This window comes from Marinobacter fonticola (assembly GCF_008122265.1).
Classification (GTDB): Bacteria; Pseudomonadota; Gammaproteobacteria; order Pseudomonadales; family Oleiphilaceae; genus Marinobacter_A; species Marinobacter_A fonticola.
Window position 1 is genome coordinate 1595827 of the sequence record NZ_CP043042.1, and the last position, 22885, is coordinate 1618711.

24 protein-coding genes are annotated in these 22885 nt (G+C 59.2%); 19 read left to right on the top strand and 5 right to left on the bottom strand.

Annotated features, from left to right (window positions below):
* Nucleotides 1-3: 3 nt before the first annotated feature.
* The 3 genes from FXO11_RS07145 to upp are packed head-to-tail and all read right to left on the bottom strand — an operon-like array spanning nt 4 to nt 2800.
* Nucleotides 4-855 (bottom strand): class I SAM-dependent methyltransferase, encoded by an 852-nt coding sequence (locus FXO11_RS07145; RefSeq protein WP_148862345.1) that lies wholly within the window; start codon nt 853-855, stop codon nt 4-6.
* 35 nt (nt 856-890) lie between these two features.
* On the bottom strand, nt 891-2159 hold the full coding sequence (locus FXO11_RS07150; protein ID WP_148862346.1) for a uracil-xanthine permease family protein: 1269 nt from the start codon (nt 2157-2159) through the stop codon (nt 891-893).
* Between the two features lie 2 nt (nt 2160-2161).
* Nucleotides 2162-2800: a uracil phosphoribosyltransferase gene (upp, locus tag FXO11_RS07155; protein ID WP_148862347.1), complete on the bottom strand. Its 639-nt coding sequence runs from the start codon at nt 2798-2800 to the stop codon at nt 2162-2164.
* A gap of 367 nt (nt 2801-3167) precedes the next feature.
* Here upp and flhA point away from each other — a divergent pair, with 367 nt between their 5' ends.
* The 14 genes from flhA to FXO11_RS07225 all read left to right on the top strand — a co-directional run bounded on the left by flhA (nt 3168) and on the right by FXO11_RS07225 (nt 17947).
* Nucleotides 3168-5270, top strand: a complete 2103-nt coding sequence (gene flhA, locus FXO11_RS07160; RefSeq protein WP_406565645.1) for a flagellar biosynthesis protein FlhA — start codon at nt 3168-3170, stop codon at nt 5268-5270.
* A gap of 34 nt (nt 5271-5304) precedes the next feature.
* Nucleotides 5305-6576: a flagellar biosynthesis protein FlhF gene (flhF, locus tag FXO11_RS07165; protein ID WP_148862348.1), complete on the top strand. Its 1272-nt coding sequence runs from the start codon at nt 5305-5307 to the stop codon at nt 6574-6576.
* A 128-nt stretch (nt 6577-6704) separates the two neighbouring features.
* Nucleotides 6705-7517: a MinD/ParA family protein gene (locus FXO11_RS07170; RefSeq protein ID WP_148862349.1), complete on the top strand. Its 813-nt coding sequence runs from the start codon at nt 6705-6707 to the stop codon at nt 7515-7517.
* 90 nt (nt 7518-7607) lie between these two features.
* Complete coding sequence (locus FXO11_RS07175) at nt 7608-8345, top strand: RNA polymerase sigma factor FliA (protein ID WP_148862350.1); 738 nt, start codon at nt 7608-7610, stop codon at nt 8343-8345.
* Between the two features lie 198 nt (nt 8346-8543).
* Nucleotides 8544-8930, top strand: a complete 387-nt coding sequence (cheY, locus tag FXO11_RS07180; protein WP_148862351.1) for a chemotaxis response regulator CheY — start codon at nt 8544-8546, stop codon at nt 8928-8930.
* Nucleotides 8931-8946: 16 nt separating this feature from the next.
* Nucleotides 8947-9732 (top strand): protein phosphatase CheZ, encoded by a 786-nt coding sequence (locus FXO11_RS07185; protein ID WP_148862352.1) that lies wholly within the window; start codon nt 8947-8949, stop codon nt 9730-9732.
* A 13-nt stretch (nt 9733-9745) separates the two neighbouring features.
* Nucleotides 9746-11986 carry a chemotaxis protein CheA gene (locus FXO11_RS07190; RefSeq protein ID WP_148862353.1) on the top strand — a complete coding sequence of 747 codons (2241 nt, stop codon included), beginning with the start codon at nt 9746-9748 and terminating at the stop codon, nt 11984-11986.
* Nucleotides 11987-12157: 171 nt separating this feature from the next.
* Entirely contained in the window at nt 12158-13285 is a 1128-nt protein-coding gene (locus tag FXO11_RS07195) for a protein-glutamate methylesterase/protein-glutamine glutaminase (protein ID WP_148862354.1), read from the top strand.
* Nucleotides 13285-14025 carry a flagellar motor protein gene (locus FXO11_RS07200; RefSeq protein WP_148862355.1) on the top strand — a complete coding sequence of 247 codons (741 nt, stop codon included), beginning with the start codon at nt 13285-13287 and terminating at the stop codon, nt 14023-14025. The genes FXO11_RS07195 and FXO11_RS07200 overlap by 1 nt, the downstream gene beginning before the upstream one ends.
* Nucleotides 14026-14039: 14 nt before the next feature.
* Nucleotides 14040-14819 carry a flagellar motor protein MotD gene (gene motD, locus FXO11_RS07205; protein WP_148862356.1) on the top strand — a complete coding sequence of 260 codons (780 nt, stop codon included), beginning with the start codon at nt 14040-14042 and terminating at the stop codon, nt 14817-14819.
* A gap of 292 nt (nt 14820-15111) precedes the next feature.
* Nucleotides 15112-15894 (top strand): ParA family protein, encoded by a 783-nt coding sequence (locus FXO11_RS07210; protein WP_148862357.1) that lies wholly within the window; start codon nt 15112-15114, stop codon nt 15892-15894.
* Nucleotides 15895-15943: 49 nt separating this feature from the next.
* On the top strand, nt 15944-16813 hold the full coding sequence (locus tag FXO11_RS07215) for a chemotaxis protein CheW (RefSeq protein WP_148862358.1): 870 nt from the start codon (nt 15944-15946) through the stop codon (nt 16811-16813).
* Nucleotides 16814-17006: 193 nt separating this feature from the next.
* Nucleotides 17007-17495 (top strand): chemotaxis protein CheW, encoded by a 489-nt coding sequence (locus FXO11_RS07220; RefSeq protein ID WP_148862359.1) that lies wholly within the window; start codon nt 17007-17009, stop codon nt 17493-17495.
* A gap of 50 nt (nt 17496-17545) precedes the next feature.
* Nucleotides 17546-17947 (top strand): DUF2802 domain-containing protein, encoded by a 402-nt coding sequence (locus tag FXO11_RS07225; protein WP_227546068.1) that lies wholly within the window; start codon nt 17546-17548, stop codon nt 17945-17947.
* Here FXO11_RS07225 and FXO11_RS07230 read toward each other — a convergent pair.
* Together FXO11_RS07230 and fliK are read right to left on the bottom strand one after the other, a co-directional pair.
* Complete coding sequence (locus FXO11_RS07230; protein ID WP_148862360.1) at nt 17935-18291, bottom strand: EscU/YscU/HrcU family type III secretion system export apparatus switch protein; 357 nt, start codon at nt 18289-18291, stop codon at nt 17935-17937. The two genes, FXO11_RS07225 and FXO11_RS07230, sit on opposite strands and share 13 nt — an antisense overlap.
* Entirely contained in the window at nt 18288-19634 is a 1347-nt protein-coding gene (gene fliK, locus FXO11_RS07235; protein WP_148864828.1) for a flagellar hook-length control protein FliK, read from the bottom strand. The genes FXO11_RS07230 and fliK overlap by 4 nt, the downstream gene beginning before the upstream one ends.
* Before the next feature lie 296 nt (nt 19635-19930).
* On the opposite strand from fliK, the gene ccmA reads away from it, so the two are divergent.
* The 5 genes from ccmA to ccmE all read left to right on the top strand — a co-directional run bounded on the left by ccmA (nt 19931) and on the right by ccmE (nt 22865).
* Nucleotides 19931-20578 carry a cytochrome c biogenesis heme-transporting ATPase CcmA gene (gene ccmA / locus FXO11_RS07240; protein ID WP_148862361.1) on the top strand — a complete coding sequence of 216 codons (648 nt, stop codon included), beginning with the start codon at nt 19931-19933 and terminating at the stop codon, nt 20576-20578.
* Nucleotides 20575-21303, top strand: coding sequence for a heme exporter protein CcmB (gene ccmB / locus FXO11_RS07245; protein ID WP_148862362.1), 729 nt, complete (start codon nt 20575-20577; stop codon nt 21301-21303). Before ccmA ends, ccmB begins: the two co-directional genes overlap by 4 nt.
* A 15-nt stretch (nt 21304-21318) precedes the next feature.
* A complete protein-coding gene (locus FXO11_RS07250) occupies nt 21319-22053 on the top strand; it encodes a heme ABC transporter permease (protein WP_148862363.1) in 735 nt (244 codons plus the stop codon).
* 126 nt (nt 22054-22179) lie between these two features.
* On the top strand, nt 22180-22392 hold the full coding sequence (ccmD, locus tag FXO11_RS07255) for a heme exporter protein CcmD (protein ID WP_148862364.1): 213 nt from the start codon (nt 22180-22182) through the stop codon (nt 22390-22392).
* Nucleotides 22392-22865, top strand: coding sequence for a cytochrome c maturation protein CcmE (gene ccmE / locus FXO11_RS07260; RefSeq protein WP_148862365.1), 474 nt, complete (start codon nt 22392-22394; stop codon nt 22863-22865). Before ccmD ends, ccmE begins: the two co-directional genes overlap by 1 nt.
* The last annotated feature ends 20 nt before the right edge of the window (nt 22866-22885 follow it).

Genomic DNA, 22885 nt, shown 5'->3' on the forward strand with positions numbered 1-22885 from the left:
CGATCAGACGCGGGCGTCGAGAATGCGCACCATCGGATCGCCACGGCTTTCCGGGATTGGAAGGCGCCCGTAATAGTCCTCGGGATTCACCGCTTCGACGTACTTGAACCCCGACTGGGCCACATGCTGCCTGGCCTCTTCGCCGTTGCGAAAGTGGAAACTCACCTGGGCGCGGGTCATCGCGCCAAGCGCTTGGCGAAGCACATTCAATCCGCCGCCTATAAGACGGCTGGACGGTTGCAGGTAGGTTTCGGAAATATAAGCCGAGCCAGGCCGCTTCGAGAGTACGGCCGCGAGGCGGCACCAGAACTGGCTGATGTTCGCCAGGGTGAAATAGCTGGTCAGCCCTTCGGTAACGACCAGTAATGGGCGGTCCGGGTCGAACTGCTCGTCAATGACGGCTTCCAGGCTTAGAGGGCCTGAATCGGCAAAAATGTCGATGGGCCGAACCCGGTGATGCTCTCCGAGAAAGCCCCTCGTGGCCAGAAAGGCCGCCTTGCGCGTAGCCATAGCGGGCAGGTCGGCCTCAATCATTTGCAACCGGGGAAACTGCCGGCGCAGCCGAATACCCCGGGGAGATAGACCGCAAGCGATTTCCAGCACTTGTTCGACACCCCGGTGTTCGATGGCTTCAGTAATCAGGTGGTCGATGATGAAGTGACGTTGAAGCAGAAAGGTGCGCACGCTACCGCCGGCAACAACGCGGCTAACCCCTTCGAAAGGGGTCAGCAAGCTATACAGGGCTTGACCGGAAGGGGGAATCAAGCCCTCTTCGGACAGCCCGTGCCGCTGCCAAACGGCACCGGTATACAGCGCGGTGAAGCTGATGCCGGAGCTATCGATCGGCGAGGCCATGCGTATCTCCTGATGCGCTGTTTGGTTCGGACGTTCTATTCTGATCCAGAAGCCTGCTGTGGCGGAATGGTCGAATCGCCCCAGCCCGCCTGGCCACCGGGCAATACCAGATTGAGGCCAATAGCGACCAGGCCACATAAGGCGATGCCTTCTACCTGACCAATAACCATGCCGCCGATGCCGAACACCAGCGTGACTCCGGCGATGACCAGGTTTCGCGATTCGGACAGATCCACGTGATGCCGGATTAGTGTGTTCAGCCCGACCACGGCGATAGAGCCGAACAGCAGGCACAGAATGCCCCCCATCACCGGCACCGGGATCGTTTGCAGCGCCGCGCCGAACTTGCCGATGAAGGCTAGAACGATGGCGACGACCGCCGCCCAGATCATAACGCGCGGGTTGAAGTTACGGGTTAGCATGACCGCGCCGGTGACTTCGGAATACGTCGTGTTGGGCGGGCCGCCGAGCAGGGCGGCCGTGCTGGTCGCCACCCCGTCGCCCAGCAGCGTGCGGTGCAGCCCGGGCTTTTTCAGATAATCCTTACGGGTGACGGTGCCGATGGCCAGGATGTCGCCGATGTGCTCCACCGCCGGCGCGATGGCAACCGGAATCATGAACAGGATCGCAGCCCAGGTGAACTCCGGTGCAACGAAGTTCGGCAGTCCAAGCCACACGGCTTCCCGAATCGGGGTCAGGTCGACGATGCCCGCGAAGGCGGAGAGGACGTAGCCGACGAGAACGCCGAACAGGATCGGAATCAACCGAAAGATTCCCTTGGTGAACACGGCAAACACGATGGTCGTGGCCAGCGACGCCATGGCGATCAAGATAGCCGTCGTATAGGGCACAAGCTGTGCGCTGCCGTCACCGGCTTTACCCATCGCCATATTGACCGCGACCGGCGCCAGGCTCAGGCCGATGACCATAATCACCGGTCCGATAACTACCGGTGGCAGCAGGCGATTGAGAAAGCCGGTGCCGCGCCATTTCACCAGAGCGCTGAGAAGCATGTAGAGAATACCCGCTGCGACCAATCCACCCAGGGTTTCTTCCATGCCGAACTTGGCTTTGGCAGCGATTATCGGTGCGATAAACGCAAAGGACGACGCCAGGAAAATGGGAATCTGACCGCCGGTGATGATCTGAAAAAGCAGCGTGCCGATACCGGCCGTGAATAGAGCGACATTGGGATCCATTCCCGTAATCAAGGGCATGAGCACCAGGGCGCCGAAGGCGACCAGCAACATCTGCGCGCCAGAAATGACCTGGCGCCATACCGGTTCGTTCGGGGTGCTTTGCATCGTCAGTGGTCCTTTTGCTTGGTGCCGAAAATCTTGTCCCCAGCGTCGCCGAGGCCGGGCAGGATATAGCCTTTCTCGTTGAGCCGGTCATCGATGGAGGCCGTGTAAATGGACACGTCAGGATGCGCCTCCAGGACCTTTTCAATACCCTCGGGTGCCGCCACCAGGACCAGCGCGCGGATCTCGGTGCTACCAGCTTTCTTTAGCAAGTCGATGGTGGAGATCATTGAGCCGCCTGTGGCGAGCATCGGGTCGACGATCATGGCCAGACGCTGGTCCAGTTCGCCTACCAGTTTTTCCAGGTAAGTACTGGCTTCCAGGGTTTCTTCGTTACGCACCTGACCCACCACGCTGACCCGTGCGCCGGGGATCAATGTCAACACACCTTCCAGCATGCCCATCCCGGCTCGGAGGATGGGCACGATGGTGACTTTTTTGCCACTCAGGCGTTCCACTTCGACCGGTCCTGCCCATCCCTCGAGAGTGTGCTTTTCCAGCTGGAAATCCTGGGTCGCTTCGTAGGTTAGCAGGGCGGCGACTTCCTGGGCGAGTTCACGGAAATTCTTGGTGCTGATATCGGCCCGGCGCATCAGGCCGAGTTTATGGCGGATGAGGGGGTGCTTTACCTCGTGGACGGGCATGATTCACCTTTATCGTTCGGGTTCTCGAAGAAGACGACGGCGCGAATGCGTACCGGGGCATCCAAAATGCTAATAAGGATACCTTACTTGGCAGGGTCAGTCAGTCCACATACTTGGCAGGGTCAGTCCACATAGGCGGGGCGGACAGTCTGCCTTGACGGGGTAGGTCTCTGTTTTTACGGATTTCACGTTATTGGTATGGATATTGCGCTAACACTCTCAGATGCAGGCGTGCCGTCAAAAATACGACATCACGGTACGCGGCTTAATACGCTCATGAGGAGATCTACGGGTGGTGGACAGAGCACTGGTCCTCAATAACGTCAAATCGCTGACTAGCGGCAATCTGGGTGTTCCGCTCCTGCTGATGGCCTTGCTGGGCATGATGATCCTGCCGATGCCGGTTTTCCTGCTGGACGTGCTGTTTACCTTCAATATCACGCTGTCCATCGTGATTCTGCTGGTGTGTGTGTACGCCATGCGGCCGATGGAGTTTGCGGCGTTCCCGACGGTGTTGCTGGTCGCGACGTTGTTGCGTCTGGCCTTGAACGTTGCGTCTACCCGTATCGTCTTGCTGAACGGCCACGAAGGCGGGGCCGCAGCCGGTAAGGTTATCGAATCCTTTGGCGAGGTTTTGATCGGTGGCAACTACGCCGTGGGTCTGGTGGTCTTCGCGATCCTGATGATCATCAACTTCATGGTGGTGACCAAGGGCGCCGGCCGGGTGTCCGAAGTCAGCGCCCGCTTTACCCTGGATGCGATGCCAGGCAAGCAGATGGCCATCGATGCCGACCTCAACGCGGGCCTGATCAACCAGGACGAAGCCAAAGCCCGGCGTTCGGAAATCGCCGAGGAAGCGGATTTCTACGGTTCCATGGACGGTGCCAGCAAGTTTGTTAAGGGGGATGCGATCGCTGGTCTGCTGATCCTCTTTATTAACATCATTGGCGGTGTCGTCATCGGCATGCTGCAGCACGATTTGGCCTTCGTCGACGCCATGCGCAGCTACGCGCTGCTGACGATCGGTGACGGTCTGGTTGCGCAGATTCCATCACTGCTGCTGTCCACGTCGGCCGCCATCATGGTGACGCGGGTCACCACCAGCCAGGACATGGGCCAGCAGATTCTGTCCCAGATGTTTACCGCGCCAAGAGCCCTGGGTATTGCGGCCGCTATTCTGATCATTCTCGGTGCGATTCCCGGAATGCCCCACGTCGCCTTTCTCGGTCTGGGCTTTCTCTCTGCGGGTCTGGCCTACTACATCTGGAAGCATCAGCAGCAGCAAGTCGAAGAGGATGACAGCGTCTTTCCGGCCCGTGGCGGCGGTGCGCCCCGTACTGCGCCGGCACCTGGCTCTCAGCCGGGTAGCGATAATGGGGGCAAGGCCCTGCCGGGACCGAGTGAAACCAAGGAGCTGGGCTGGGACGATGTGGCCACGGTCGATATCGTCGGCCTGGAAGTGGGCTATCGCCTGATTCCGTTGGTGGATCGCTCCCAGGGCGGTCAGCTGCTTACCCGGATTAAGGGTGTGCGCAAGAAGCTTTCCCAGGATCTGGGCTTTCTGATGCCCTCGGTACACATCCGCGACAATCTGGACCTGATGCCCAATGTCTACCGTATCACCCTGATGGGCGTGACCATCGCCGAAGCGGAGATTCATCCGGACCGCGAGCTGGCCATCGATCCGGGGCAGGTCTTCGGCAAGATCGAAGGTATCGAAGGCAAGGACCCCGCGTTCGGTCTGGATGCTTGCTGGATCGAGCCGGAGAAGAAAGATCAGGCGCAGACTTTGGGCTACACGGTGGTCGACGCCAGTACCGTGGTCGCCACGCACCTCAACCAGATTTTGCAGAAGCATGCCCACGAGTTGATCGGCCACGAGGAAGTGCAAAAGTGGCTGGAACAGCTGGAGAAGATTTCGCCCAAACTGGCCGAAGAGCTGGTGCCGAACACCATCACCATCAGCCTGCTGCTGAAAGTGCTGCAGAATCTGCTGAAAGAAGAAGTACCGGTCCGGGATATGCGATCGATCGCCGAGGCTATCGTTAACGTTCAACCCAAGAGTCAGGATGCCCGCGCTTTGACGACGGCAGCCCGTCAGGCGCTACGCCGGATGATTATTCAAAGCATCTGCGGCAACGATGCCGAGATTCCGGTGATCACCCTGGATCCAGAGTTGGAACAGATGTTGCTAAAGTCCATGCAGCAGAGTCAACAATCCGGCGGTCAGGACGATATCGGCCTGGTGCTGGAGCCGAACATGGTGGAAAGGCTCCAGCGTTCCCTGCAGGACGCCGCCCAGCGTCAGGAGATGATGGGCAAACCGGCGATCCTGCTGGTCTCCGGGCCGCTGCGCCACGTCATGGCTCGCTTTGCCAGCTATGGCGTGGAGCGCCTGCACGTCCTGTCCTACCAGGAAGTGCCGGATAACAAACAGATTACGATTGTCGCGTCGGTGGGCCAGCAGTGAGCCGCCAACAGCAGCAGGGTGGAGGTAAGTCATCATGAAGGTTAAACGGTTCTTTGCGCCAACCATGTCACAAGCACTGAAGATGGTGCGTCTCGAGATGGGTGAGGATGCGGTCATCCTGTCCAATCGCCGCGTGGACGATGGTGTCGAAATCGTGACGGCCCTCGACTATGACGAAAATATGGCGCGCCAGCGACTGGGCGATGCCGCCGTGCAAGCGACCAACGGTGCACGCCTGGCAGAACTGCAGGCCGATCAGCACCGCCGCCTGGAAGATGAGCTGGGCCGTTCGCGTCAGCGCATCCGCGAGACCCGCGAGCGTCGTTCGGCGCAACCCGAGGTGGTACCGAAACCCGTGATGACGACCGAGCGGGCTGCGCCTAGCCAGGATCCTACTCAGGCGGCGCTGGACGCCATGCGCGCCGAGATCCACTCTCTGCGGGACGCCGTTAACGGTCGTCAGCCGGAACCGTCTGCGGTCGCCAAGACTTTGGCATCCGAGCCAGACGCCAGCCAGCAGCGATTGGCTGAGCGCCTGGAGGAGTTTGGCCTATCCAGCCATCTGGCCGGTACTCTGGCCCGCAGTAGCGGTTCGGGGCGATTGGAGGAAGGCTGGAAGAAATCCTTGCGAACGCTGGCAGCCGGAGTACGCACTCAGGATCAGGAAATCGTGGAGCAGGGTGGTATCGTCGCTTTGATGGGCCCCACCGGTTCCGGTAAAACCACCACCATCGGCAAAATGGCGGCGCGATACGTCCTGCGTCACGGGGCAGATTCGCTGGCGCTGGTGACGACCGACCGCTACCGGGTTGCGGCGCACGAGCAGCTTTTCGTATTCGGCCGGATTCTTAATGTGCCGGTGCGGGTGGTGGATGAAAGCCACTCGCTCGACCGTATTTTGGACGATCTGACGGACAAGCGCCTGGTGCTGATCGACACCGCCGGCCTGACCCATTCCGATCGGGGACATCAGGAACAGCTCAATGAACTGGTGTCCAGCTACCACCCGATCAAGCCTTATCTGGTGCTGGCTGCAACCAGTCAGCCGCGCATTATGAAATCCACATGGCATTGCTATAAGATGGCGAAGCCTGCCGGATGTATCATGACCAAGCTGGACGAAGCATTGACCCTCGGCGAAGTGCTCGGGTTTGCCATGGAGACGGGTCTTCGCGTGGCTTATTATACCGACGGTCAACGTATCCCAGATGATATCCATCCGGCGCAATCGGTGCCGCTCGTACGCCTGGGCGTCGAGCGAATGCGCGAGGCTAGAGAGGCGACTATGGTTGCAGCGGGCGCTTGAATCAGGGAGCCTCTGGCAGTGTTTGGGGCTGTTCGATGCCCAGCTTCTGCCTTGGCGAAGCCTGAAAGTGGCTGGCCCTCGGGCGGCAATCAATAAACAAAATACCTTCGCGAGAGACCGTATCCGGCATGAGTAGACCAAATCCGGTTCAGGTAATCGCCGTATCCGGCGGCAAAGGGGGCGTTGGCAAGAGTAACGTCTCAGTCAATCTGGCTATTGCCCTGGCGCAGATGGGGCGTCGCGTTGTCGTCCTGGATGCCGATCTGGGACTGGCCAACATCGACGTGTTGTTAGGCATCACAGCCAACCGCAACCTGGCCGATGTGTTGTCCGGCGAATGCGAACTTCGGGACGTCCTTGTGGATGGCCCTGGCGGTATCAAAATCGTGCCGGCCTCTTCCGGTACTCAGCGCATGACGCAGCTGACCATGATGGAGCATGCCGGCCTTATCAATGCGTTTAGCGACTTGGGTGATCAAATCGACGTCCTGATCGTCGATACGGCGGCCGGGATCTCCGAGGGTGTGATTAGCTTCTTGCGGGCCTCCCAGGAGTTATTGCTGGTCGTCTGCGATGAACCGACCTCCATTACCGACGCCTATGCCCTGATCAAGTTAATGAATCGCGATCATGGGGTTAGCCGTTTTCGCATCCTCGCCAACCAGGTTCGCAACGATCAGGAAGGCAAGCATCTTTTTGGCAAGCTGACCCGCGTTACCGAGCGCTTCCTGGATGTTGCGCTACAATATGAGGGCATGGTTCCTTACGACGAGGCCGTTAAGAAAGCGGTTCAACGCCAGCGTGCAGTACTCGATGCCTATCCGCGGGCAAAGGCGTCGCTGGCTATCAAGGCGTTGGCACAGAGGGTCGACAACTGGCCGTTGCCGTCATCGCCCCGGGGTCACCTTGAATTCTTCGTTGAACGCCTTGTGGATGTCTGAAACGCATCCTGAGCGACGGATTTGACGGTCGATCATTTTCTGGAGCTTCCGGCTGAACGACGGGCTCCCTGAGTTGGGCAATCCGAATTCATGAAGTTGGCAAAAGGCCTGGGAATCTACCATCAAACCAGCGAGCGTAAAGCGCATGACTTAGTCGAGCTGCATGCGCCGCTGGTTAAGAAAATCGCGCTGCATCTCCTGGCGCGTCTACCTGCCTCTGTTCAGTTGGAAGACCTCATGCAGGCCGGCATGATTGGGCTGCTGGAGGCTGCGCAGAAGTATGAGGCTACCAAAGGGGCATCCTTCGAAACCTATGCGGGCATCCGTATCCGTGGCGCCATTGTCGATGAAATTCGCAAAGGCGACTGGGTACCCCGTTCCGTACACCGCAATTCCCGGCGTATTGCCCAGGCGATCAAGGCGGTCGAGGGTCGCACGGGGCGCGAGGCCACCGATGCCGAGGTGGCTGAAGAGCTCGATATGCCACTGTCCGAATACCACGCCTGCCTGGCTGATTCCAGCGGCGGACGACTTTTTAGTCTCGATGAGCTAAATGAATCCGGCGACGTGCCGATAACCAATGAAGACAGTGGTGCTGACGTACCGTTCGAGGCCTTATCTTCGGAAGGTTTCCGGCGCAGTCTGGCCGAGGCCATTAGCAGTTTGCCCGAGCGCGAGAAGCTGGTTCTTAGCCTTTACTACCAGGAAGAGCTGAACCTCAAGGAGATCGGTGCCGTCATTGGGGTGAGCGAGAGCCGGGTCAGTCAGATTCATAGTCAGGCAGCCTTGCGGCTGAAGGCCCGGTTGAGCGGGTGGCAGGCGGCCTGAGCGCACATTTAAATTGTAGTTTTTGGTAAGGGGCGCTTTACAGATCGCGCCAAGCGGACAGAATAGGCAATGCTTAGAAACTGCTAGGCTGGTGTAGGGCTTAGGCCCTTTTGTCGGGTAGGAGATTCGAGCTCCTATAACGCACTAAGCAAGTTCACGAGTCGTTGCTTTTCCGGGCTTTAATGAGTGGAGGTCCCATTGGACAAGAACATGAAAATTCTGATCGTGGACGATTTTTCCACGATGCGGCGGATCATTAAGAATCTGCTTCGCGACCTTGGTTTCACCAATACCGACGAAGCGGACGATGGCAATACAGCGTTGCCCATGCTTAAAAGCGGCAAATACGACTTCCTAGTCACCGACTGGAACATGCCTGGGATGTCCGGGTTCGAGCTGCTGCAGGCCGTGCGCGCGGACGCCAACCTGAAGAGCCTCCCGGTGCTGATGGTGACCGCCGAAGCCAAGCGCGACCAGATCGTTGCTGCGGCCCAGGCGGGTGTCAACGGTTACGTGGTCAAGCCTTTTACAGCGGCAGTCCTGAAGGAAAAGATCGAGAAGATCTTCGAACGCATTCAGTCCTGAGTAGTAGAGCGCCATCATGGGTAATCCAGAAAATAATACCGGTAAGCTCGACCCGGAAGTCGTCGAGAAGCTTCAGCTTCAGGCCAGCGAGCTTAAGGCCATGGTGGACGCCGGGGATTACCCTGCAGCCATGCGCCTGATCGATGAGCTGAACGATGTGCGTGATCAGAGTCTCTACCGGGAAGTCGGCCGGTTGACGCGTAGCCTCCACGAAGCCATCCGTAATTTCCAGATCGATGCACAGAACCCCGAGCAGCGCGAAGCCCTGTCGATGATGGCCGATGCCTCGGATCGTCTGACGTACGTGGTGCAAATGACCGGCAACGCCGCCAATCGCACCATGGATCTCGTGGAAGAGGCCATGCCGAAGGCCAATGCCATGAAAGAACAGGCGCAGGCGCTGAGAGCCGAGTGGCACAAGTTGCGTCGCCGGGAAATGGACGCCAGCGAATTCCGCGAGCTGTACCAGCGCATTGACGCTTTCTTCGAGCACACCGCGAACGATGCCGAAGTGATCTACGGGCACCTCTCGGAGATCCTGTTGGCGCAGGATTTCCAGGATCTGACGGGCCAGGTTATCCAGAAGGTCACCACCCTGGTCAAGGACGTCGAAGAGCATCTGTTGAACCTTGTGGTGATGGCCAGTCACGTTGACCAGATTACTGGCACGGTCCACGAAATGGGTGACGTCAAAGAGAATATCGAGAAAGGTGTAGGGCCTCAGATGCGCGCCGAAGAGCGCGAAGATGTCGTCTCCGATCAGGATGATGTTGATGATCTCCTGTCTAGCCTTGGTTTTTGATTGAGGACATCGTATGGCGTTTGATGCTGACGAAGAGATACTCCAGGATTTTCTGGTCGAGGCCGGTGAAATTCTCGAAAAGTTGTCCGAGCAGTTGGTGGATCTCGAACAGAATCCGGACGATAGCGATCTCCTGAATGCCATTTTCCGCGGCTTCCACACCGTCAAGGGTGGGGCGGGCTTTCTCCAGCTCGATGCGCTGGTTAACTGTTGTCATTCGGCGGAAAACGTTTTCGACATCCTGCGCAACCATAAGCGGAGGGTCGACTCGGAATTGATGGACGTTGTGCTTGAAGTACTCGACAACGTCAACGCCATGTTCGACCAGGTTCGCAACCGGGAGGAGCCGACCCCGGCCGATCCGGCCCTGATTGCGTCCCTCGACGCCCTGGCGAAACCACAGGCCGACGATGAGCCTGCCGAGCAACCCGCCGCCGTCGCAGCCCCGGAGTCTGAAGCTGCGGATACGTCCTCTGCCGAGGGCGACGGCGACAGCGATATTACCGACGACGAATTCGAACGGCTGCTCGATGCGCTGGAAGGCGAGGGCGAGGCGCCCTCCGGGGAGAACGCATCTTCTGCCAGCGGCGATGACATTTCCGATGACGAATTCGAGCAGCTTTTAGACAACCTGCACGGTCAGGGCAAGCACGGTGGCGCGCCGGCAGCCGCCGCAGACGATACCAGCGCTAAATCCGCCGGCGGCGATGACATCAGTGACGACGAATTCGAGTCGTTGCTGGACGAGCTGCATGGCAAGGGACAGTTTAAAGGCACCGTGGATGAGGCGGCTGGCGAAGAACCGGCAGCCAAACCCAAAACCGAGGGAGCCGCATCCGGTGGTGGCAGCGATCTGATCTCTGACGACGAGTTCGAAAGTCTGCTCGATGAATTGCATGGCAAAGGCAAGTCACCGGCGCCTGAAGCCACAGCGGACAAAGCCGCCAAATCCAAGCCCGGATCGTCCAAACCTGAGCCGGCTAAGCCTGAACCGAAGAAAGCCGAAAAACCGGCTGCCAAGGCACCGGTAGGCAAAGACGAGGCCAAGGCACCGGCCGCGGCACCTGCCGTACCGTCGCGCGATTCGGCACCGGCAGCGGAGACCACCGTTCGTGTGGATACCAAGCGCCTGGACGACATCATGAACATGGTGGGCGAGCTGGTGCTGGTCCGTAACCGGCTACAGCGTTTAGGTGCGGCGAGCGAAGACGAGCACATGCAGAAGGCGGTGTCTAATCTGGACGTCGTCACAACGGACCTGCAATCCGCCGTTATGCAGACCCGGATGCAGCCGATCAAGAAGGTTTTCGGGCGTTTCCCGCGGGTCGTGCGCGATCTGGCGCGAAGCCTGAAAAAAGAAATTAACCTCGTGATGCACGGGGAAGAAACCGACCTGGACAAGAACCTGGTCGAAGCCCTGTCGGACCCGCTGGTTCACTTGGTGCGCAACTCGGTCGATCACGGTATCGAGACGCCGGAGGTGCGAGAGGCGGCGGGCAAGCCGCGCGTCGGTAAAGTGACTTTGTCAGCGCAGCAGGAGGGCGATCATATCCTTCTGATGATCGAGGACGACGGCGCCGGTATGGACCCTGACAAGCTGCGGCAAAAGGCGGTGGAAAAGGGTCTTTACGATCAGGATGCTGCGGACCGCCTGACCAATACCGAATGCTACAACCTGATTTTTGCGCCCGGCTTTTCCACTAAGGACCAGATCTCCGACGTGTCCGGGCGAGGCGTGGGCATGGATGTGGTCAAGACCAAGATCAGCCAGCTCAACGGGACCTTGCATGTCGAGTCCGCGAAAGGAAAGGGCTCGAGCATCATTATCAAGGTGCCGCTGACCCTAGCCATCATGCCAACGCTGATGATCATGCTCGGCGACCAGTCTTTCGCTCTACCGCTGGTCAATGTTGTGGAAATCTTCCACCTGGATCTGAGCAAGAAGAACATCGTCGACGGTCGCGAGTGCATTGTCGTGCGTGACAAGGTGTTTCCGCTGTTCCATATCAAGAACTGGCTGGTGCGTGGCGCCGGCGAGCCGGAACCTGAAAACGCGCATGTGGTGATTGTGGCCATGGGGACCAAACGTGTCGGCTTCGTGGTCGACCAGTTGATCGGACAAGAAGAAGTGGTCATCAAACCGCTGGGTCGCATGCTTCACGGCACGCCGGGCGTGGCCGGAGCGACGATCACCGGTGACGGCCGTATCGCGTTGATTATCGACGTTCCGAGTCTGCTGCAGCAGTATGGTTAGTTGCGGCGCCGCCGGTTAGGGACCCCCTGATTAAGTCTATTGGCGATTCCGGCTCGTCCTGAAAGCCGGAATCGAAGGTTCCTTGGTTTTTCGCCTATGGTCGTTATTTCACCCAGGGTTAGTCGCTTTGCCAGGCTCAATCGCCAGAGGTAAACGGATGGAGGCAAATGCATGACGGTTTCAGTTCTGGTCGTTGATGATTCCGGTTTTTTTCGCAAGCGACTGACCGAAATCCTGAATGCCTCCGGCAACATTCGCGTCGTTGGTGCCGCTACTAATGGCCGTGAGGCCGTGGACATGGCGGACAAACTACGTCCGGACGTCATTACCATGGATTACGAGATGCCGGTCATGGATGGCATCTCGGCAGTCAGGGAAATCATGAAGCGTCGGCCCACACCGGTGCTGATGTTCTCCTCTCTCACCTACGAAGGCGCGCGGGTTACGTTGGATGCGCTTGAGGCTGGCGCCGTTGACTTCCTGCCCAAGAACTTTGAAGAAATTGCCCGGGACAGCAGCCAGCTCCAGCGCATCCTGAGGGAACGTATCCTGGATGTTTCCCGCAGCCGGCCAGGTGCGCGGTCAGCGCCTCAGACACCGTCGACGCCGCCTCCTGCGCAGGCGGCGAGGCCGCAAACCCGGCCCGCACCCGAGCGACGGGAACCGGCGCGGCGAGGTGCTGACACGGGGTCGGAAACACCCCGCCAAACCCGCCGTACGCCGGCGCGGAGCTACAGTGTGGTGGGGATTGGTACCTCCACCGGTGGACCCATAGCGTTGCAGCGAGTGCTTACCCGTCTGCCGTCCCGGTTTCCGTCGCCGATCGTGCTGGTTCAGCACATGCCCGCGAGCTTCACGCCGGCGTTTGCCGATCGTTTGAACAAGTTATGCCAGATCGAAGTCCGCCAGGCCGAAGATGGCGACATGCTCAAGCCTGGTCTGGCACTGCTGGCCCCGGGCGGCAAGCAGATGATGGTCGAAAACAAGGGGCCACACGGTCGTATCCGAATCCTTCCCGGCGATGAGCGCCTGACCTACAAGCCCTGTGTCGACGTAACCTTCGGTTCGCTAGCGCGCGGCTTTCCGGGCAAGACCCTGGGCATCATCCTGACCGGTATGGGCGCCGACGGGAAAGAAGGCTGCCGGATGATGAAACAGGCCGGAAGCGTGGTGTGGTCGCAGGATGAAAAATCGTCCGTGATCTATGGCATGCCCATGGCGGTGGCCAAAGCCGGCCTGAGCGACGAAATCCTGACACTGGACGACATCGGACCGCGGATGGTTGAGGGCGTCAGTTAATGGATGTCCTCAGCTTGCTGGGTATTATCCTGGCATTTGCCGCCATTCTCGGCGGCAATATGTTGGAAGGCGGGACACTGGGGTCCCTGTTCAATGGCCCGGCCGGCATTATCGTCATCGGCGGAACGGTGGCAGCCACGATCCTGCAAACCTCCTGGAATGTCATTAAGCGTGCGATGCGTCAGTCCCGCTGGGTCTTTGTTCCGCCTTATATCGGCCTGGAAGATGGTATCGACAAGGTCATCAACTGGAGCGTTCGCGCCAGGAAGCAGGGACTACTGGGCCTTGAAGGCTTGGCCGAACGTGAACCGGAGCGCTTTGCCCGCAAAGGCCTGCAGCTGTTAGTGGATGGCGCCGAAACCGAGACCATCCGCAGCATTCTCGAGGTCGAGCTGGAGTCCCGTGAGCAAAGCGATCTGGACGCCGCCCGGGTTTTCGAGGCCATGGGGGGCTATGCGCCCACCATCGGCATCATCGGCGCGGTCATGGGACTGATTCAGGTGATGACCAATCTTGAGGATCCTAGCTCCCTGGGCGCCGGTATCGCGACTGCATTCGTCGCCACCATCTACGGTGTAGCGTTGGCGAATCTGCTGTTCTTTCCGGTAGCCAATAAGCTGCGGGGCATCGTTCGTCAGCGCACGCGTTATGAAGACATGATGATCGACGGCATTATCGCCATTGCGGAGGGTGAGAACCCCCGTTCCATCGAGCTCCGGCTTCGGGGCTTCATTCAATAGCCAAGGCTGTGGTCATGCGAAACCGGCGTCGAACTGAAGACGACATGCATAATCGCGAGCGGTGGCTGATCTCCTACGCCGACTTCATCACCTTGCTGTTCGGTTTCTTTGTCGTGATGTATTCCGTGTCCTCTGTCAACGAGGGCAAGTACAAGGTGCTTTCCGAAACCCTGACGGGCGTATTCAATGCCCCCCAGCGCTCCGTCGAGCCGATCACGGTGGGTGAACACACGTCCCGTCCGGACGCGGCGGATAGCCAGATCGTTGCACCGCCGGTCGCTCAGGCTCCCGCCAACGATGCGGACGGCGAGCAAGGCCGCAGCCAGGCGCTGCAAAGCATCGCCAATCAGTTTCAGGATGAGTTTGAAACCCTCATCAATCAGGGGCTGATTACCGTCGAAACCAGTAGCGAGTGGATCGAGCTGAGTCTGCAGAACAGCTTGCTGTTCGGATCCGGCAATGCCGAGCCTCACTACGACGCCTTCCCCGTCGTGGAGTCCATCGCCCGCATTCTAGTCGGCCATGATAACGCGATCCGGGTCGAGGGCTTCACCGACAATCAACCGATTCGCACTAGCGCCTACCCCTCCAACTGGGAGCTTTCTGCTGCCCGGGCGGCAGCCATTGTCCGCTTGCTGGCGCAGAACGAGGTGGATCCCCAGCGTATGGCTGCCATTGGCTACGGGCAGTTCCAGCCGGTGGCGCGCAACGATACTGCCGAAGGCCGTAGCCGCAACCGTCGCGTGGTGCTGTTGATCTCCAGGGACGCTAGCATCCGGGGCGCCGTTCGGTAGGTGGTGCCCCACCACAGTTTGGCGCCGTATTATGGGGTGCACGGTCTTGATGGTTGGCACCGTATCGGCCGCCGTATCGAAACTTGGCACAATAACTGTATGACTCCCTTCGGCCTCACCCGTTGGCAACTCCTTGCCTCTCAGTGCCGGGTGAATCCCGTCAATATCGTGTAACCGGTCTCAAGTTTTCCGGTTAAGTGTCGATACAAAAATAAATGTCATGGCAAGCGCCGCTAGGGTCTAATCGAGGTCTGCAGGGCGCTGCGATGTTTATGAATGGGAGAATTTCTGCGTGCGAATTTGGGCGGTAGCCAATCAAAAAGGCGGTGTTGGAAAGACGACTTCGGTCGTTGCGCTTGGCGGTTTGCTGGCTCAGTCCGGCAAACGCGTCCTGGTTGCCGATCTTGACCCCCACGGTTCCCTCACAACTTGGTTCGGCTACGATCCTGACCGGCTGGAGCATAGTGTCTTCGACCTATTCCAGCACAAGGGCAAGGTGCCGGAAGGTCTGCCTGCGCAGCTCTTGGTGGAGACCTCCTGTAAGGGCATGTCCATGCTGCCGGCCAGCACCGCTCTAGCGACCCTGGAGCGCAAAATGGTGGGCGTCGAGGGGATGGGGCTGATTATTTCCCGTGCCCTGGCGCAGCTCTGGGACGACTTCGACTACGTATTGCTGGATAACACGCCCTCCTTGGGGGTGCTGATGGTCAACGCCTTGGCAGCCTCCCAGCGATTGGTGGTACCGGTGCAGACCGAATTCCTGGCGATGAAGGGCTTGGAGCGCATGCTAAACACGTTGCAGATGATTATGCGTTCGCGTAATAACCCGCTGCCTTACACCATCGTGCCAACGCTGTTCGACCGACGAACTCAGGCCTCCATGCAGAGCCTGAATGCGTTGCGCAAGTTGTACGAAGAGAACGTCTGGCGCTTCGCTATCCCGGTGGATACCAAGTTCCGGGACGCCAGCCAGGCGGGACAGGTGCCCTCCGCGTACAGCGCAGATACCCATGGTGTGCGTGCCTACCGCCGATTGCTGGAAGATCTGCTGGGGCAAGCCGGAGGTCGCGAGTGAATGCTTTGATTTCAGGCTGGCGTCAGCTTGTTGACGCCTTGAGGTTGTGATGGAAAAGCGCAGTCAAAAAGCCGCCTACGCCGACCCCACGTCAGCGCTCACCGATTACCTCGATGAGTTGTTGCATGTGGCAACGACAACGGTGGTGGAAGCGCCGCAACCGGAGGTCGCTCAAGAATCTGTTTCGTTAGCGCCCGAGCCGCCTGAGGACGAGTCGATCGTCAGTGCAGAAAAACAGGCGGAGCGTGATGCGCGCCGGGCGCGCGTGCGTGCTAGGGTGGAGCGCGCACGCGCGCAACGTGCACAAAAGACAGCGGTTGCCGATGAGCCCCTGGTCCAGCCTCGGGTCGCTGAATCGCTGCTCTTGGCAGAGCCTGAGGTTGCTCCGCAGGCGACTGAGCGCGTCGTGCCGGTCGCCGCCGAACCTCAGCCCGAAACGGCACTCGAGGGTCTGCCGGCTTGGGCCGAACACGCGTTCGAGTGCCTGATTTTTAAAGTGGCCGGTTTGCAGTTGGCTGTGCCTCTGGTGCTTCTAGGGGCGATCCATCGCATGGAGACGGATCTGCACGAGATTCCCGGTCGACCCCCGTGGTTTATGGGCATGCTGTCCTCCAGCGAGCGCAACCTGCGCGTCGTCGATACGGCTGAATGGGTCATGGCTGGCCGTGTTCCCCAAGGCGCCCGCGATGGCTACAAGTTTGTGATCCGGCTCGACCAAAGCGACTGGGGGTTGGCCTGCGACGAAGTGGCTCAGTCCTTTACCCTCCGTCCTGACGACGTGAAATGGCGCTCGGAGCGCAGCCGTCGGCCTTGGCTGGCGGGAACGGTTGTCGGTCATATGTGCGCGCTGCTCGATGTCAGCGCCATGACCTGGTTGTTATCCCGGGCGGAGAAGGAACACCAGCTGGATCTGAGCTAGTGTTTTGCGCGCACCGGGAAGAGCATTAAAAATAGAGTGCTGAAAAAAGAACTGAAAGTACTAAAAACGATTGATTGCCCAGGCTGGCACGCTTAGTGCTCTGTTCTATAGTAAGGGGCAGTCATGTTGGAATTTTGACAGTGTTAATACGGTGCCCCAAAAAAGGGGGCGCCTGTACCAGAGAGAGGACATTATGGCTTCCCCAAGCGGACAACAGAGTCACGGGCAGGAAGATAAGGTATTGCAGTACGTTACCTTCAGGCTCGATGACGAAACCTACGGCATCGATGTGATGCAGATCCAGGAAGTACTGCGTTATACCGAGATTGCTCCGGTCCCCGGGGCGCCGGATTACGTTCTGGGTATCATCAATCTGCGTGGCAACGTGGTGACGGTGATTGATACCCGCCGCCGGTTCGGACTGGCGGATGCGGAAGTGACCGATGCCACTCGGATCGTAGTCATGGAATCGTCCCAGCAGGTGATGGGGATTCTGGTGGATTCGGTGGCCGAGGTGGTGTACCTGAAATCCAGCGAAATCGAAACTGCACCCAATGTGGGGAACGAGGAAAGCGCCAAGTTCATCCAAGGGGTGTGCAACAAGAACGGCGAACTCATCATTCTGGTTGAGTTCGACAAGATGCTGGCAGATCACGAGTGGGCGGACATCGCCGCACTTTGACCCCGGAACGAATGCCTGGGGTGTGACTCTGCCAGCGCCGGAGAATTGACATGGCAGACTGGCAGATGATCGTACCTTCAATTGCACCCTGGGCGCTCGCCGCAGGAACCCTGGTTCTTCTCGGCGTCCACGCTATTCTGAGTCGGCGCCGCATCCAGCGTGTGGAGAGTAACTTCCGTGAGCGCCTGGAAATCATGGGTCGTGAGCTGCACGCGACCAGCAGTGGCAGCATGGGCGTCGGCCAACGAGTCATCGCCTGCGAGCGAGGCTTGCATGAGTTGCGCACCGCCGTCGATGAAATGCGTCAGAACGATCCGCTGCGGATCTCTTACGACGAAGCGTCCCGCTTGGTGGATCTGGGCGCTGATATCGACGATCTGATGAACACCTGCGGAATTTCCCGCCCGGAAGCGGAGCTGGTTTCTGCGTTGCGCCGCCGTCAGGTCGCCTGATCGTCGGGGCTACCCGTCTCGGCGTGGGTGTCAGAGCGCCGGGCGTTCTCCGGGGTTTTGCCTTGTAGATGAAAGGCGAATGACAGGATTTCGGCGATGATCCGATACAAGGTTTCGGGGATTTCTTCATCCAGGTCCAATCGCGCCAATATGCCTGCCAACTCGGCGTTCTCATAAAGGGGAACGCCGTTTTCCCGGGCGATTCGAATAATTTCCCGTGCTAGTTCATCGGTGCCCGTTGCCGCTACAGTGGGCGCCCGGCTGCCATCGTACTTGAGTGCGACCGCAGCATCCCGGTTGTATTTTGGCGCCCCGTTGTCCGTTGAATTTTCGTTGTCTCTCATGCCCTGACATCCACCAGTCGATGATCCAGTTGGGTTTTCGATCCTTGGGGCTGCCCGCGCCGACATTCCAGCTCCACCACATCGAGTCCCAGCTCCCCTAGTCGCTGACGAAGCGCTGGCAGCTCGGCATTGGCCTGGCGTAGCGTGGCGCTTTTCTCCGCCCAGATGCGGGCCGAGACCTGCTGTTTCTGTAATCCCATCTCGAAGGTGACGGTGCCGGCCTCATCCAGGTCCATTGCCAGCGTCAGCCGCCATTCGGCCACGCGCTGCCGGGGCCGGTCGGCGCGCTCTTCCTCGCCGCCATGACGCTCGATGCGCATCTGTGCCGTCCGCGGCTGGTTCTGTGCATCCAGCCAAGGCAGCTCAAGCAACCACGTGGGGGTGGCCGCCGGCGCGTCTACGGTGGTGCGCGTGGTCAGCGTCTGACTGTGCAACTGGTTGACGGTAATTCGGTTTAGCATGCCGGCCAAGAGCCGCAGCATCTGCCCGGTAGTCATGGACTCCTGCGCGGCTGGTGGCGCCTGGCTGGACGGCGGCTGGGGGAACTGCAGCGGCGATTGCACCAGGTCTTGGCTGGTTAGCGGCGTTAAGCGATTGAAGGCCTCGGACTGCTCGCCCTGAGCGGTAAGCAGGGTGGTAATGACCCGATTCAGGGCCAGTTTGAGATCGGTCTGGGCTGTCTGGGGCGCCTGCGCCAGGCGCGATTCGGCAAACAAGCCGCTATCGCGAATCCAGGTACGCAGGGACTCGACGGGATTGCTCTCGCTTGGCGAACCGGCAAGAGAAGCGAGCGTCGTACTGCTGGGCAGCTGCTGTACCAGTTGTCTTACGGCTGCCTGAACCGATTCGGCCATCGGTGCTTTGAGCGGCTGCTGCTGGGGGATCGAGCTCGTCGCGCCGTTCTGCAGAAGCTTGGCCAGCTGTGCCAGCCCCTGATCCAGCTTATGCTGCCAGGGTAGGTGCTGAGCCAACTGTTGAGCGATTCGAGCCTCCGGTGTCGTGGGAGATTGGATTTGCCCGAGCAGCCGCAACTCATTTCCTGCCCGCATGATTTTGACCAGGTCGCCGGGCTGCAGACGGGTGTCGCTGTTGACCAGTAACGCTTTACCCCGAACCTCCAGGAGCAATTGCTCCGGCGCGGTTGCCGTTTTCTGGAGCACCTGGGTGACCCGTGCGAGGGACTCCTGATTATGCCGTAGTTGCAGTTGATCCAGAAGCTGACGCGGACTGAGCGCTTGCTGGGGCGCTGTCTGCGAATCTCCCGCCGGCTTGGCGGTAGACGCCTTGCCGGAGGTTGATTGATCGGAAGGCGGCGTGGATTGTCCGGGTACCGGTATTTTCATAAGTTGCCCGTTACTAAGCGCCATGGAGATCTTTTGGGACAGGACACGATAATTGGGGTGGAACGCCCCGTGCCCTGAGCCTCCTCCAAGGTTACGCTATCCGGGACGTTTTTGTGTAATCAGCGGGTGCGGGCTTGCGTGGATAGCTCCCGGTTTTCCACGACGATGTGAGTCGTCACCGAACAAGAAATAGTCCTATAAATCCGGTATAATCCGGGCGCCCAGCACCTGGCGAGACGCGTTTGCGCAAGCCATCCGGTTGCCCGGCAGACTGATGATTATAACCAGGGTTCCCGATGTCCGTTCCACTCTTACAAGCTACCGGTTTGGCCTGCGAGCGCGATGAACGCTTGCTGTTCGCCGGTTTGGATCTGGCGGTGGAGCCGGGTTCGCTGCTGCGCGTGGAAGGCCCCAATGGCGCAGGTAAGACAACGTTATTGCGGATATTGGCCGGCCTTCATGGGGGGTTCGACGGCGAGATTTTCTGGTGTGGCGAGCGCATGCACCGCGTGCACGAACATTTTCGAAGGAACCTGCTGTACATCGGGCATCGGCCTGGCATCAAGCCTCTGCTGACCCCTCTGGAGAACCTGCGTGGTCTGCTTGCCCGCAACGCCGCAGTATCCCGTGATCAGCTAGAGCAGGCGCTGGATGCGGTTGCGTTGTTCCCCTTCTGTCATGTTCCCTGTCATCACCTTTCGGCGGGGCAGCAGCGGCGAGTGGCGCTGGCCCGGCTCTATTTGTCGGATGAACCTCTCTGGATCCTCGACGAAGCCTTTACCGCCATTGACCGGGATGGCGTAGAGGGGCTTGAGTCCCTTCTTGCAACACGCAGGGCGGCTGGCGGCGCGATTGTTCTCACCACGCATCACGCGCTGTCCATTCCCGGCGCTCAATCGCTGGATCTCCAGGCTTATCGGCAAGAAGTGGTGCCGTTGCCATGACGGCCATGCTCAAGCTTCCGCGCCTGACCCGGCAACAAGACGTGCTGCCGGTGCTGCCCGCCTGCTGGGCTGTGCTAAGACGGGATCTGCTGTCGAGCATCCGCCGGCGGCAGGAATTGTTCAATCCGTTGATCTTCTTCGTCATGGTCGTCGCTCTGTTTCCTCTGGGTGTTAGCCCGGAGGTCGCATTTTTGCGTGAGGCGGGGGCTGGCATCCTCTGGGTTGCGGCGCTGCTGTCCACTTTGCTGTCACTGGACCATCTTTTTCGGCATGACTATGAAGAGGGCGTGCTGGAGCAGCTTTTACTCCAGCCTCAGCCGCTTTACCTGCTGGTGCTGACCAAGGTGATCGCTCACTGGTTGGTAACTGGCGTCCCGCTGATTATCATGGCGCCGCTGCTGGGCGTTATGGTGCATCTCGACGGGAACTCTATTAAGTATTTGTGTCTAACGCTGCTGCTCGGAACGCCGGTATTGAGCTTTATCGGCGCAATAGGTGCGGCATTGACGTTGGGCCTTAAATCGGCCGGTATACTCCTGTCCCTGTTGATCATACCGCTCTACATTCCCGTGCTGATCTTCGGCACGGGTACGGTTATGGCTGCGAATGAGGGCCTGGCGATCGGGAGTTATCTGGCCCTGCTGGGCGCCCTGCTGGTACTGGCACTGACATGCGCCCCTTTCGCAGCAGCCGCGGCATTGCGTATCAGCGTTTCGAACAGTTGACCGGAGACAAGGCGGATGTGGCAGTTTTTTCATAAGCTGGGGTCACCCAAATGGTTCTACGGGATCGCTGCCCGGCTGATGCCTTGGCTTCTGGGCTTCGGGGTCATTTTATTGGGAGGCGGACTGGTTTGGGGGCTGGCGTTTGCGCCGCAGGATTACCTGCAGGGCAACAGTTATCGGATCATTTTCATTCACGTACCGTCTGCCTTCCTTGCACAATCCGTATACGTAATGATGGCGGCGGCGGGGGTGATTACACTGGTTTGGCGCATGAAGTTGGCGGATGTCTTCGTCAAGGCGGTGGCGCCTGTCGGCGCGGTGCTGACCTTCCTGGCGCTGTTTACCGGCGCGGTTTGGGGTAAGCCGACGTGGGGCACCTGGTGGATTTGGGATGCCCGGCTGACATCCATGCTGATCCTGCTGTTTCTCTATTTCGGCGTGATTGCCCTGGGTAACGCCATCGCCGATGAAAAATCGGCTGCTCGCGCAGTTGCCGTACTGACCCTGGTGGGGGTGGTTAACATTCCCATCATTAAGTATTCCGTGGAGTGGTGGAACACGCTCCACCAGCCAGCCACGTTCAAGCTGACTGAAAAGCCCAGCATGCCCATGGAAATGTGGGTGCCGCTGTTACTCTCGGTGCTGGGGCTGTATCTACTCTTCGGCTGGCTGGCGTTGTTGCGCATGCAGACCGAAATTCTGCACCGGGAGCGCCGGGCGCGCTGGGTGCAGGAGAGGGTCAGCGCATAAGGTTTCGTTGAACCGCTTTGTAGAACGTACAACACGGTTATCGTCCGGATAAAAACCTTTGGTGCGGGCCTGGATACACGCCAGTATCCGGCCTGCTTAGAAGACGCACTTACTGATGAGGCATTAATGGCTTTCGATTCACTGCAGTCTTTCTGGGTCATGGATGGTCACGGTCCTTACGTGTGGACCTGTTATGCCGTATTTCTGGCCGCCATGATCGGGCTGGTGATTTGGTCGTTGAGCCAGCGCCGTCAAGTCATTGCACGTCAGCGCTGGCAGCAGCGCCTGGCGCAGCGGCAAGCCTCAACCCATTCCAGATCCACGAAGAGCACGGCCTGATGCACCCTGTACGTAAGAAGCGACTCACCATTGTCCTGTTTCTGCTGGTTGGCTTGAGTGTGGCCGTGGGCTTGGTCACCTATGCCTTCCGTCAGAACATCAATCTATTCTACGATCCGAGTCAGATTGCCGGCGGCGAAGCGCCGCTTGACGTGCGAATCCGTGCGGGCGGTATGGTGCAAGAGAACAGCGTTGCCCGTGATGGCGAGAGCTTGCTGGTGCGCTTTAAGGTCACCGATTTCGAATCCTCGGTTCCGGTCGAATACGAAGGTATCCTGCCGGACCTGTTTGCCGAAGGACAGGGCGTGGTGGCCATGGGCCACATGCGTGAAGATGGCGTCTTCGTCGCCGATCAGGTCCTGGCCAAGCACGACGAGAATTACATGCCGCCGGAAGTGGCCAAGGCCATGAAGAACAAGGGCGGGATAGAACAGGCGGGTGCCAAAGGTGCCACGAGTAACGAAGTCAACTAATGCACTGAAGGGAGACGCCG

Bases quoted from the DNA above. Each gene is read 5' to 3' on its own strand.
- FXO11_RS07145 (WP_148862345.1), bottom strand. From the start codon at position 855: ATGGCCTCGCCGATCGATAGCTCCGGCATCAGCTTCACCGCGCTGTAT.
- FXO11_RS07150 (WP_148862346.1), bottom strand. From the start codon at position 2,159: ATGCAAAGCACCCCGAACGAACCGGTATGGCGCCAGGTCATTTCTGGC.
- upp (WP_148862347.1), bottom strand. From the start codon at position 2,800: ATGCCCGTCCACGAGGTAAAGCACCCCCTCATCCGCCATAAACTCGGC.
- flhA (WP_406565645.1), top strand. From the start codon at position 3,168: ATGGCCTTGCTGGGCATGATGATCCTGCCGATGCCGGTTTTCCTGCTG.
- flhF (WP_148862348.1), top strand. From the start codon at position 5,305: ATGAAGGTTAAACGGTTCTTTGCGCCAACCATGTCACAAGCACTGAAG.
- FXO11_RS07170 (WP_148862349.1), top strand. From the start codon at position 6,705: ATGAGTAGACCAAATCCGGTTCAGGTAATCGCCGTATCCGGCGGCAAA.
- FXO11_RS07175 (WP_148862350.1), top strand. From the start codon at position 7,608: ATGAAGTTGGCAAAAGGCCTGGGAATCTACCATCAAACCAGCGAGCGT.
- FXO11_RS07185 (WP_148862352.1), top strand. From the start codon at position 8,947: ATGGGTAATCCAGAAAATAATACCGGTAAGCTCGACCCGGAAGTCGTC.
- FXO11_RS07190 (WP_148862353.1), top strand. From the start codon at position 9,746: ATGGCGTTTGATGCTGACGAAGAGATACTCCAGGATTTTCTGGTCGAG.
- FXO11_RS07195 (WP_148862354.1), top strand. From the start codon at position 12,158: ATGACGGTTTCAGTTCTGGTCGTTGATGATTCCGGTTTTTTTCGCAAG.
- FXO11_RS07200 (WP_148862355.1), top strand. From the start codon at position 13,285: ATGGATGTCCTCAGCTTGCTGGGTATTATCCTGGCATTTGCCGCCATT.
- motD (WP_148862356.1), top strand. From the start codon at position 14,040: ATGCGAAACCGGCGTCGAACTGAAGACGACATGCATAATCGCGAGCGG.
- FXO11_RS07215 (WP_148862358.1), top strand. From the start codon at position 15,944: ATGGAAAAGCGCAGTCAAAAAGCCGCCTACGCCGACCCCACGTCAGCG.
- FXO11_RS07220 (WP_148862359.1), top strand. From the start codon at position 17,007: ATGGCTTCCCCAAGCGGACAACAGAGTCACGGGCAGGAAGATAAGGTA.
- FXO11_RS07225 (WP_227546068.1), top strand. From the start codon at position 17,546: ATGGCAGACTGGCAGATGATCGTACCTTCAATTGCACCCTGGGCGCTC.
- FXO11_RS07230 (WP_148862360.1), bottom strand. From the start codon at position 18,291: ATGAGAGACAACGAAAATTCAACGGACAACGGGGCGCCAAAATACAAC.
- fliK (WP_148864828.1), bottom strand. From the start codon at position 19,634: ATGAAAATACCGGTACCCGGACAATCCACGCCGCCTTCCGATCAATCA.
- ccmA (WP_148862361.1), top strand. From the start codon at position 19,931: ATGTCCGTTCCACTCTTACAAGCTACCGGTTTGGCCTGCGAGCGCGAT.
- ccmB (WP_148862362.1), top strand. From the start codon at position 20,575: ATGACGGCCATGCTCAAGCTTCCGCGCCTGACCCGGCAACAAGACGTG.
- FXO11_RS07250 (WP_148862363.1), top strand. From the start codon at position 21,319: ATGTGGCAGTTTTTTCATAAGCTGGGGTCACCCAAATGGTTCTACGGG.
- ccmD (WP_148862364.1), top strand. From the start codon at position 22,180: ATGGCTTTCGATTCACTGCAGTCTTTCTGGGTCATGGATGGTCACGGT.
- ccmE (WP_148862365.1), top strand. From the start codon at position 22,392: ATGCACCCTGTACGTAAGAAGCGACTCACCATTGTCCTGTTTCTGCTG.